Here is an 11886-nt window from a genome sequence, read left to right as displayed (position 1 = left end):
CTGCCGGCAGGGCATCCGGGGTCTTCGACCCCGCCAGACGCCGGGTGGCAGGCCCCCCACTCCTTCCGGATGCGGTTTACCGCGGTAAACCGCGCGTCGCCGAGCGTTCTCACGTCACCGCAAAGTGCGAGACCAACTCTCATCTCACGCCGTTGGTTACTATCTTTACTTTATTCAAGTAATAATGCTGGTTGGGAGGGAATCGCTCACGCCCCTGTGGACCGTGCGATCACGGGACTCGATAATGTTCTCTGCGCTGCTCGGGGGCTGAGGATGCAGCCCGCTTCGGCCCGGTTCGGCATTCCATCCAGGCCGCGGTCGACGATTGTGCCAACGAGTAGGAAAACATGTCACACGAGCTGCATCACTTCGCTCTGGGAAAGTGGGTTCTCGGACTCGCCTATCTCACTTCGATCACCGGGTCTTATGTCGGTCTGCTGTGCGCCCGTCAGACAACCCGCTCTCGTGGATCCCTCGGCAGGGCTTGGTTGGTCATGGCGGCTGCGGCGCTCGGCGGTGTGGGCGTCTGGCTCACCCATTTCATCGCCATGATGGGTTTTGCAGTGCCGGGCACACTGATCCGCTACAACCCCCCATTGACGGTGTTCTCCGCAGTGGTTGCCATGGCCGCAACGGGACTCGGCCTCTGGCTGATGAACTCACCCGTCGTCCCGAAGCGGCATTTGCGCGTCTTCCGATCGATGATTGGTGGAATGGTGATCGGTGCGGCCGTAAGCGTGATGCACTACAGCGGAATGGCCGCGATCCGCATCCAAGGCAAAGTGGACCACGCATCCAGCTTCGTAGCGGTCTCGATCATCATCGGCATCGTCGCGGCCACCATCGCATTGTGGTTGACCTCCCACCCCACCAGCGTCTTCGCGCGTGCATCGGCAGCAGTAGTCATGGGCGGTGCGGTAGCCGCAGTGCACTACATCGGCATGGCCGGTACAGCCGCGACCATCAGCACATACGCCCCGGCACCGCAAGGATGGACGGTCATGTCGCTGCTGCTACCCACATTCGTCCTCGGCACACTCGTGCTGGCCGTGCCCCTCGTAGCATTGATGCTCGGTACGCAACCCACACATGCCGACCCCGACGCAGACACCGGTCACCATCTGCAAGCCGCGACGCCGAGGGCTCCGCTGGAGAGAAGTGCTGCAGCCGCTCCCGACTCCGGCCGGCTGGCGGCGTCGCCGACGCGTGGACCCGGCCGGTATCTCGACGCCACCACATATGTGCCTCGGACACGACCTACCAGAACACCGCCACAGTCCTGACGCCGATCCTGCGTGCAGAGCCGCCGAGCCGATCCGAGCCCGAAGACGGATCTGAGGGCCGCCCACCCGGATGCGTGGGGGTCCAGAGGTTCGAGATCGATTGTAGTGGTGCCGAATGCGGTTGCTCGGCGGGAGGAATGGTGTCCGGTGTCGCTGCAAGCACAGCTCGAGCTGGCGCTCGGCGGCGTCCCCGTCGATGGCGAGGAATTCGAGCGTTTGATGCTCTCCAGCGTGTCGGCGTACTCGGACGGGACGGGAGACGACATTCCTCGACGCGAACGGACCGAGCCGATCCTCCGGCCTCCCGGAGCGGGGGCCTACAGAGATGCCGCCGCATTCCCGGCGCCCCCGCCCCCCGGCAGGACTGTCGACCGATATGGCGATGCCCACACCTCAGCTATCCAGAGACCGTACCGCCCCAGTAGGCGAGGACAGAAACGAGCGGCAAGCGGATCGTCTCCGGGGTTGTCGACCATGGCTCGTGGGCGAGTCGTCTCCGCCAACTGATCGACGCACAGCACCCGGCACCATTCCTCATCTCGGCGTAGTGACGGTGACCTGCCATCCCCTGCACGCAACGGACATGCATGCGCTCCCGCCGTCAGCTCCCCATTGCTCGCACAGCTTGTGAGCGAAGGCGATCCCGGTCGATCTCCCCGGTGCTCAGGGCATCCGGGCGGTACCCGAGGTGGAACAACCCGTCGATATGGGGGCAGGCGAACACCGCCATGCCCTTTTCTCCTCGGTGACGTTTGCGGACCGTCTTCGCGTCTCCGCGGGTCAGATATCCCCGGTGCCGACAACGGCCGCACCAGATCCAACGGGTGGATGGATTATGGGCACGGGGATTCATACCGCACGTCCGATCTGGAGATTGAGCCAATCCGACAGCCATCGGATGGCACTGCGGCCCGCATTGTCGACCACGAGAGTGTTGTAGTCGGTATGGGCTTTGGAGGTGAAGAAGCTTGCCGCACTGAGCCCTTCGCTGACCAGCAAAGCCAGATCATCGGCACCTCGGGACTGCGAGAGCTCAACAAGTGAATCCGACAGCTGCCGCAAGTCCACATTCGCATCCAGGTTCGAGATAGTCGTCGACGCAGCGTGAGTGGTCCTGCCCAGCAGGTCGGGAGCCGTCTTGGTCGACCTGCTGGAGAGCATGTCGGCCGCTACCGATGCCAGGTCCAAGCCGACGGGCAGCAAACCGGTCATCGCCGCAGCGGCCCCGACCGGATCCGGTGCGACACCGGGAGGAGGAAGCACCTTTTCCACTGCCGTCCATGCGATCTCCTGGATCTGACCGACGATCGTGGCCAGCCTGATGACGTCGACATTCGACAGGATCGACGCAACCAACGCCGCGATCTGCGTCGCGCCGGACGGATCCGGGATCACGGCCAGCACCTGCGCCACCCACCGCAAGTCCACCGCCGCAGCCATGTCGACCAGGGGCGAGAACTGATTGTTCAACTCCCCGGCCACCTGGTGAGCCCCGTGAGCGTCGAGCGCGGCAACCTTCTGCGGCAGCACGGTCAAGTTGTGCAAGATGCCGGGCATATCGAGCGCGCTCACGCCGGTCACGACGTTCAGAACCTGATCGATCACCACCGTCGGTTTGAGCACCGAGAACACGCTGCTCGCCGACGCAAGCACATCAGCAGGGGCGGATGCCAACGGGCCGATCTGCCCGGTCAGCGCGTCGGCATTCTCCGTGAGAGTACGCATCTCGGGATCTGACATCGGCAGGGATGGTGACTCGTTCCTGGCGAGAATGCGTGCCGTGTCGGCGATCTCGACCGCAGCGTTGACGGCACCTGCAAGGTCCGATTCACCAGCCCGGGTGAGCACGTCGTAGGCATGATGTTCGGCGGTGCCGACCGGTGCAGCACCGAGTTGACCGATCGCTGCCGAGTTCGTCGCCCCGGAGGTAAGAAGGTCGGCCAGTGGAGCAAGAGTCGATGCGATCGACTGCGCAGTCGCGGCGACCTGCGCAAGATCGACGCTTGGTGTGGTGAGCTGGTGGCCGAGGCTCGTGACGTCGGTGCCTAATGTCGGCAGATCCGCCTCGGAGAAGTCCGCGGTCAGTGCGCCGGCAAGGTGGGCGCTGCCGCCGGGCGCGGTGAAGTCACCGGCGCTGGGGGTCTTGCTCAGGATCGAGCCGAGCGAACCGATCAGCGGGTTCGTCCCTTTGTCGATCGAGCAGTACAGATCGCCGGGGTCACAGATCGATGCCACCCGACCTGACAGAGCCCCCATTCCTCGAGGCCGTGGATCAGCGATGCCATGTCCGGACGTCCGCGGTCCCACTGTCGCGGTCCCTGGTGTTCCGGCTCCCGGATCGGCCAGCAGGCCGACAGCAAGCACACGATTCGCATCGATCGGTCCCCTACCGTTGCCGATATCCGAGGCGAGATCACCCGCCGCATCGGCGCCCTGCGAGTAACCCGTCAGCGTGAACTTCGCACCCGGACAAGCCTGTGCAACATCCTCGAGCACCCGCGTGGCCCGCGACACCGCGTCCGCCTTACTGTCCGCGTAGGTGTGGCCGTTGTCGAAGGCACGCGCCATGTAGGGCAGCGTGTATACCTCGACCGCGTCACCGTGGGCGTCGTTCAGCGCGTGCGCAACAGGAGCGAGCATGCCCACCGGCACAGCAGGGTCCGCATGCTCGTCGGTCTCCCACGTCCCGGGGATGAGCAGGTTGAACGTCGACGCGCAATCAGTCGTCCCTGCCTGGGCGACCGCGGGGACGGTCAACAGCGTGCAGCCTCCGCCGACGATCGTGGTAACGATCAACGCAGCGGTGCGGCGGGACCTCGAATGTCGGACAGGCATGGATACCTCTGATGGCCGAAAGGACATGTGTGCGCCTACGTTCACCCACACGCCTGATTTCCCCAACACGGTGAACCGTGTCCCGAAGCCCAGAGTCGCCCCGTGAGCGGCACCATCGGCCGACCTTCAGGTACGTGCACGACGCCCGAGCGCGGCGCGCACGAACTGCAGAGACCGTCATCAGTCGACAACGCAGACAGTTGCTCTCTCGAACCCGAAAAGCGGCATCGGTGCCTCGATCGTCTTACCCCAGGTTGCCATGTCCGAAGGCGCGATCACGTTCGAGCGGGCAAGGAGCTGCCTCATGGATCGGGCGACGAACCGATCATCACGCTCCGCAGCGACCTGATGTGAGCGAGCATCGAACCGACCGTCAAGCGGCGGAACCACCACTCGAACCACCACTTCTCATCCCGATGACTGCGCCGGACCTTGCGAACTCTCTAATCAGGTGCCCTGACAACGTCGGTCCGAAGAACCCGTCCAGCGAGCGCACGAGACGCACACCCGCACCGGCGACAACCAACCAGCTATGCGATGGCGCGCCACCAGTGGTCTTCCTCCTCTTGTCTGTCCAGCACGTCGCGATATTCCGCCGCACAGGCGGCCGAGCACAACCCGCCATGCTCGTCACCGGCCAGAGGTTGCCGACACACCTCGCACCGAAGCACACGGTCGTCAGCAGGAAACCGGGTAATCCCGAGTATCGCGCTGACAACGATCAGGACGGTTGCCGCACACACGAACACGGCGGCAACGCTGGACTCCCGGAACAGAACGGCAACCACTGCACACGCAAGGGCTGAAGAAGCAACGGCGGCCGGTACCTGGTGAAGGTTCACAAACCGTAGGTCGCAACCTAGACCCCTCCCGTTACCAGCAGACAGACCATAGGGCCTCGCAATGAAGGCCCCCAACCGTCGACGGCCCGTCACCACCGACCTCGTGCAGAAATCGCGCGTTCGAAAGCATTGTGTCTCGAGCTCTACAAAGACGCCCGAGGACCCGCCCCATCGGCTCCCACGAAGTCGGAGGACGGCGACGTACCGCTTGACTTCGGACGCCGAGTCCAGCCCACCTCCCCTCTCCAGCCGGCACGCAACTCGACATCAGATCTGCCGACGTCGCCCGGCACACGGGCGACGCATTGCCCTTGCCCGCGTTCCACCCTTTCGAATGCCCCGACACCGCTGAGCCCACAGGCACTCCGGATCGACTCAGCCTGCCGGCACAGCACTGCCGAGCAGACCGTCCTGCGCGAAACGACCAATGGCTCTGCTCCTCACTGTCCGCCACCCCGCCCACGCCTCCCCGACATCGGTAGCCTCCCACGATCAACATGGGTGTACGCGATGGCAATGCCCCACAACCGGATCACACAACGACATAGCCGAGTTCGTACGCCGCAGCATCAACGGCATCAGCCAGACCAGGATGAGACAAGGGAAGCGACAGCACAGGACACTGCGGAAACGCATCAGAAGCACGTTCGACAACCGCAACGGACGTGCTGCCAGCAAACCGGCCGCGATAAATGATCCCGCCGAGATCGGTGTGCGCGCGATGGATAGTGCGAGCCCGGTGCTGCGAGAGACGGTGCGGCGCGGAATCAAGAGCATGGTTGCCTCCCACCCGAGTGGCCCATGCCCCTCCACCGATACCGGACACGTCGAGCAACCGCAGAACGCGGGTGAAGCGCACACCGGTCAGATAAGGGTCACCACGATGGCGATCGATCACCCGCGCCGATTGAAACGCTTCCGCCAATGCACCTCGGGGGCTCGAAGCGCCGTACCGAACGCCGTAGCCGGGATGGTCCCCACGCGGGAGCGGATACTGATCGAACCGCAGAATCGGCCCGAACTCACGCAACGCATTCCACGGGAGGACATACGAGCCGGTCGTACGGTGTATGCGCCACACGATCTCGCTCGACTGCCACTCGAGTACTTCCTTCGGCAGCAGACCTGCCGCACGAAGCTGCGCGATGGAGGGCGGCGGCGGAAGCACTGGCCCCATCTACCCCCATCTACGCCGATTCCCACTCGATACGTCGTCAGCGCGGAGCGCTGACAAACCATCGTTCCGCTGTTCGTGGTCCTCACACACGGCGCCCAGGGACCCGCTACAAGAAGCAACAGGACGGAGCGCTCATCGTCAGGTAGTCCACCATCGCGTGATAGACGAACCCTACGGTACAGCCGCTCCCCCGCCTACTCATCATCTCCAATAACGTATGTACTGAAAACTTGTCCGCTGACGCACTTTTCACGGTCGCCGACGCTTTCGAGCACCATCGTGCGGTACCTACTGTCGATGCACGCAGGAGGCTGCGCTGGTCCGTCGAAACCGATTGCGTCCAATTCGGCTTCGTGTCCCTTCGGCACGGTCTGGATAAGGTGAGCGGTCCACTACCGGTCAGCCTATCGACAGCGATGGAAGACGTTGTCCGTAAAGAAATCCTGTTCGACGACGGCACAGCGGTTGTACTCGATATAGCGCTGTACCACCTGTGTCAGAGCGATATGCCGGAGAGAACACACTCGGTGAGACTGCGCGGGCGGTTGCGTACTCGCGAGTCACCAGAGAGCCTACGTTCTGCCGTACCCCCCAACAGGTCGGGGCAGCAGCCGCCGAATTAGCTGACTGGATAGCAATGACATCGAGTGGCATCGACGGACATCGTTACTCTCGACGAGAGCACCTCACCGCGCCCTTTTCATTCCCCTGACATTCTGTCCGCGACAGGAGATACGGAAGTGCCCTGCCGATCGATCGGGTTCGGCAGGGCACTCGAGCGTCGTCGTCCGGTTCTCGCCATCCGAAGACGGCCACGCATTCCGCCTTACTTTCTCATTGTCGGCGCGCTCCAGAAGTACCACCGGCGCTCAACCGGCGCGCATTGACTCGACCGCCCGGATTTCAGCCCACCACAATTGCCCCAACTTACTGTGGGCGAGGCCGGTTCGAATCGATAATCTGCTGCCTCTGCAGTGAGCCAGTTGTCAGTGAGCAGCGACGTACTCGTCGACGAGGGACTGAGGCAGACGTCCTCGAGCGGGAACCTCGAAGCCCTCTTCAACTGCCCACTCTCGAATTTCCTTGGAGCTTGGAGCATTCGGATCGGACGGCCGAGCCGATCCGGCTCTCCTCTTACGTCCTCCGACACGGGTTGCATGCTCGACGTAGTAGTCGATCTTCTTCCGGAAGTCGCGAGCGTTCTTCTTGTTCAGGTCGATGGTGTACTCGACCCCATCGACAGCGAAGCTGATGGTTTCTCCGCCATCCTCCAACGCAGTTCCATCGATGTCGTCGAAAGTCTCAACGATTGTTCTACGCGCCACAGGTTGATCTCCTCTTCGAATGCATCCGATCGGACTCTAAGTAGCCTCTTGTGATCAAAGGCAAACCAACTCCGAAGCCAACATCACCGACATGATCAAGTCTACTCGGAAATTATCGCACGCCTGCGACGATCCGGCGCCCTGAAACTCATCAGGGCGAGCAACCGAGCGTTCCGCAATCCCTTACCCGTCACGGTTCGTCACCCGAATGCGACACCAGATGAATCAGTACACATCCTCTTCGTGCGGCCGTCACGCTCCACCTCGGGCCATTACAGCACCGTGGTCCGACATACCATCGAACAGACCCGTGACCACACAAGACAGGGATCGCGGCCCGGATCGCATCGATCGCACACTCCGCACTCCCCATCGGGTACGACACCCAGCACCTGAGTGACCATGCGACCGATGCCTCGTCCCTCGGGTCCCTACGGACCCCTCTCGTCCCCTCATGATGCACCACGAGTCAGCAAGCACGACACCGTACTTCGAACCCAAAGAGGCGACGCGTGAACCCTCCGGAATCGCATCGGCCACGAAAGCGTTCGGTGCAACACCACCGCGGTAACCCCCTCCTCACAGGAGGGGCGAACCCGCAATTCGGTTCGCACAGCTGTTCATCGGGGTCGTTCGTACCACCGAATAACAATGCCGTTCGAAGCGACCAGCCAGCTTTCGCTTCGTTTCGCATGCCCATGATCGCATTTCGACGACCGAGAAGTAGCGGCTCTGAACCACACCTCTCACCTCCCCGGGCCACGGGGAATCGGACCCCGTGAATCGGTCCTCGCTCGAGTCCGCCCTCCCCGCCAGTCGGCTCAGCGCCGACTGCTCCGGATACCTGGAACAAACAACACAGTGGAGAAACCGTCGCAGTCATCAAGGCGTCACTACGTGCGCGTCCTATGAATGCCAGCGATATTGCGTCGAGATCGCGCATTGCGGCTGCGGCGATACTCCTCCAAGGACTACAGACAACGCAGCGGTGGCATAAGCTCTACCTTGCGAAACCTCACCCGACGGTAGCGAAGGGTTGATCAAGAACCATCTCACGAACCACCAGAAGAGCACTCTCTACGACTCGAGATGCTCACGAAGCCGACCCGGTGACAGATCCAGCGCGGTGAAGACTCCTTCGCGGAGGCGGGCAGCATCCGTGCGCAGCTGCGTGTACCGGACCCCTCCCCCACTCAGGTCGACACCGACCCACTCGAAGCTGCCCTACGTCCCAATCACGTGCTCACCCCGTCCCGGTCCCTGTAGGCCCAGGATGCCGCGCGACGAACCTCGAGTTTTCTCAGCGTGACGCACCTACGGGTGAGCGTGGGCAACACGCGATCTACGACCACACCCTGCTCGCAAACACCCTGAAGCGCCTCGAGGTCTGGGTCAGCTCACCCGCAAGTCACGAACGACTCGAGAGCGCCATGGGCTTGTGCGCGACCCAGACCTCACCCCGGACACTCCCTGTCCGTGTGACTGACTCACTCTCCATCGGTCACCGCAGAGCGCCTCATCGAAGCCGACGCGCTACCCCGGACTCCTCAACGCAGTTCCACCCGAGCACGGCGTGCAGAGCACGCGGGCCACCGCGGAGAGTTCAGGAAGCCGTTCTCTGCCGGCATCCGCCGCACGGGTAACGTGCACTCCTTCGCTGCGCGCTCGCCAGTGACTTCGTCTACGTCCTACACCTATGCACGCTCCGCCCTGGTTCATCCACTCGCCGCGCCCCCTCTGCGGTCGAGGACGTCACGAGCGGTCCGGTCGCGGATTCGAAACGTTTTCACTGCCGGCCAGTACATGGGGCCCGCGGCGGCTCCTGCGGCCTGCGCGGCGGCACTCTCGACTGCACAACGTGCCGGATGTCGCTGCAGAGAAGCCTCAGGGCACGCGGGGGCAGCAGACACCGACCTTCCACCCATCTCTCCTGATTTCACCTGACTACGTGAAATCAGGGACCTGGAGGCACGATTCGCAATTTCGGTCTGTCGACGTTTTCTGTCCGACTCCCCCACACCATCGACCCGAGAAAATAAATTCGAGCCGGTACGCGACATGAGGAGGATCATGTGATGAAATTACTGCCAGGAATATAAACCGACCGGAGGAGATCGAACCGTACCCATCCCACACAACTACATGACGCTTGGACAGCACATGACAAAGCCCCCTTGCGGGGGCTCGTCATTCGGTCGAACTTTGCCGAGATCGACCGGAACTCCGAACACCTAACGGCGTTAGTTTTCACCTTCACCGTCAGGTGTCCTTTTGGGGCCGAAGTTGCCGCTTCGACTCCATTTTGTGCTTTCACCAGGGATTTCGTTGCCGAAATCCCCGACTCCCCGAAGGGACTTACCGTGCCTGGTACGTCTCAGGGTACCCCATGCCCTGAACAGCAAACAAGCTTTTCGCCGACCTCCGATGAGCAGATCCCTCGCCAAGAGGCAGAAGAAGGTACTTCTTCCCTCTCCAATTTCGGCGATATCCAATATTCCGACGCCGTATCCCGAGCGAAAGAAAATATCGAACGCGTCGAGAAAATCAATGAGGAAAGCGGCCAGCGCGGCCGCACGTGGTCAATTCCCGTCTCGCCCCAAATGCAGTCCAAAACCCCCATTTGGTCAGGACGCGCACAATGGCAACGACAGGTCCGAGAAATTATCAACCGAGAAGAGGGCAAAAACCTGTGCCGGAACCATCACACAGACCCCGAACGGGTCTTCGCGGTCGCGGTGAGCATGGCATCATTTGCGGACCTGAGGACAGGCCGGCGCGTTACAGCCTCCCGAGAGGTACTCGCAGAACGGGCAGGAGTTTCCCTCACTGTCCTCAAGCGCGCTCGGCGAATCCTGGCTGAACTCGGACTGGCCCGCGAGATGGTCAGAGGACGTTTCTTACGCACACTCGAACAGTGGGCAGCTGAAGCGCATCACGGACGTAAACAGGTCAAGGCCACCAGTGTCTGGGCGCTCGTCTCCCCCAAGGTTGTCGTCCTTCGGAGCACCCACGATCACACGGCGCCGGCCCCGTCCCCCGCTCGGCGTTACACCAAGGCAGCCCCGACGGCCGGAGAACCTCATCGGTCTCCTTATCCACAGGACGCCAGCCGTGGCCCCCAATCTGTTGCTCTATCTTTTGGTACTTGTACTTCTGTTAAGAAGTACAAGACAACGCGCGCGAGCGCGCGCCGCCTCGATAACTCGCACAAACAACCCCGAGAGCCACGTTCAATCAGCCTCCAGAAGGCTGCTGCGGGCCTAATTGCACACGCTCCATGTCTGGACACCAGCGAACATATTGGAGCCGTCTGCGAGGCTCTCAGGGACCATTGCGTCGATCCTGAGCGGTGGTCTGGCCGCGATATCGCAGCTGCGCTGACCGAAGACACCCGCCGACGTGGATGGATCTGGCCTACACGGGACTCGCTGAAGCATCCCATCCGGTACCTTCGTTGGAGGCTCGCCGGCATCGACTGGTCGCTCCCCTCCCCTACCGAGCGTGCCGAGGCCGCGAAACGACTCCGGGACGCCGAACGTCACGCAGCTGCAGTCGCTATGGTGGAACGAGCCGAGAAGGCTGCCTCGGAACGAGTCCGGGTGACTGCCATGGCACGGATCCGCAGCCTGCTGCAGGACAAACGCTCCAAGTAGGCGATCCGGGAACGTACAAGCTGACGACGAGCACGAGAATTGTCATCGACAGATTCGTCGACGCGACCAGGATGCGCGCTTCGGACGTGTGTCGGTGCAGCGGTTGGTCCCTGCCCCTTGGTTTACCGCGGTAAACCAGCAGGGTCTGCGTGTGCTGCGGAGTGGGTCAGTTCCCAATAGTGTCCCCCGTCGGAACCTGGCCTGCGGTTTACCGCGGTAAACCACCTCTGGTTCCTACCTCTCGATCTCAGTTGATTCGCTATCACCATCGCCAGGCCCCAGGGAATCACGATCGCATTCGCGCCCAGCTTGGTGTCGTGGATTGTCGTGAGCCGTAGAGTGACAAACCAGTCCGAGCGCGCGTTCGACGAGGAACGACGGTTGTGGCGTGGCTGTGGTTTACCGCGGTAAACACCTACCCCAAGGACACTACTTGTGCCGCTGGCGCTATTCCTCGGGAGACGCCTTCGCGACCCCATGTGTCGGTTTACCGCGGTAAACGCAGATCGCGAACGGACGCCATGCAGATCGTTGCCATCCCGCGACAACCACACAATCTTCCTGCCCTCAGCGACCGCGCTTCATACCCGAGCTTCCCTCGCGGCGTGGTTCCTTGTTTACCGCGGTAAACAAGGAAACCGTGCCTACCTGACATTTGCCATGAGGCAGGGGCGGTTTACCGCGGTAAACAAGGAGGCAGATACTGGTTGATCTCGTAGCCGACGGGCAATGTTTGTTAGCGATGATGCGACGTGGTTTACCGCGGTAAAC

General features: G+C 62.2%; 4 protein-coding genes. 1 reads left to right on the top strand and 3 read right to left on the bottom strand.

All coding sequences use genetic code 11. From position 1 onward, the window contains the following. Positions 1-347: 347 nt before the first annotated feature. Complete coding sequence (locus A8G15_RS28115; RefSeq protein ID WP_082900223.1) at positions 348-1283, top strand: MHYT domain-containing protein; 936 nt, start codon at positions 348-350, stop codon at positions 1281-1283. An 849-nt stretch (positions 1284-2132) separates the two neighbouring features. On the opposite strand, the gene A8G15_RS28105 is transcribed toward A8G15_RS28115, so the two are convergent. The 3 genes from A8G15_RS28105 to A8G15_RS28095 form a co-directional block, all read right to left on the bottom strand. Beyond that, the gene (locus A8G15_RS28105; protein ID WP_068166458.1) at positions 2133-4118 is read right to left on the bottom strand and encodes a cutinase family protein; all 1986 of its coding nucleotides are present in this window, start codon (positions 4116-4118) and stop codon (positions 2133-2135) included. Positions 4119-5492: 1374 nt separating this feature from the next. After that, positions 5493-6137: an RES family NAD+ phosphorylase gene (locus A8G15_RS30255; RefSeq protein ID WP_082900222.1), complete on the bottom strand. Its 645-nt coding sequence runs from the start codon at positions 6135-6137 to the stop codon at positions 5493-5495. Positions 6138-7123: 986 nt separating this feature from the next. Beyond that, positions 7124-7462: a histone-like nucleoid-structuring protein Lsr2 gene (locus tag A8G15_RS28095; RefSeq protein WP_068166454.1), complete on the bottom strand. Its 339-nt coding sequence runs from the start codon at positions 7460-7462 to the stop codon at positions 7124-7126. Positions 7463-11886 lie beyond the last annotated feature (4424 nt).

It is taken from the genome of Rhodococcus phenolicus (assembly GCF_001646785.1).
GTDB lineage: Bacteria > Actinomycetota > Actinomycetes > Mycobacteriales > Mycobacteriaceae > Rhodococcus > Rhodococcus phenolicus.
This window is presented reverse-complemented; position numbering and strand designations above follow the sequence as displayed.

Coding starts and splice junctions, on each gene's coding strand:
- A8G15_RS28115 (WP_082900223.1), top strand. CDS start 348: ATGTCACACGAGCTGCATCACTTCGCTCTGGGAAAGTGGGTTCTCGGA.
- A8G15_RS28105 (WP_068166458.1), bottom strand. CDS start 4,118: ATGCCTGTCCGACATTCGAGGTCCCGCCGCACCGCTGCGTTGATCGTT.
- A8G15_RS30255 (WP_082900222.1), bottom strand. CDS start 6,137: ATGGGGCCAGTGCTTCCGCCGCCGCCCTCCATCGCGCAGCTTCGTGCG.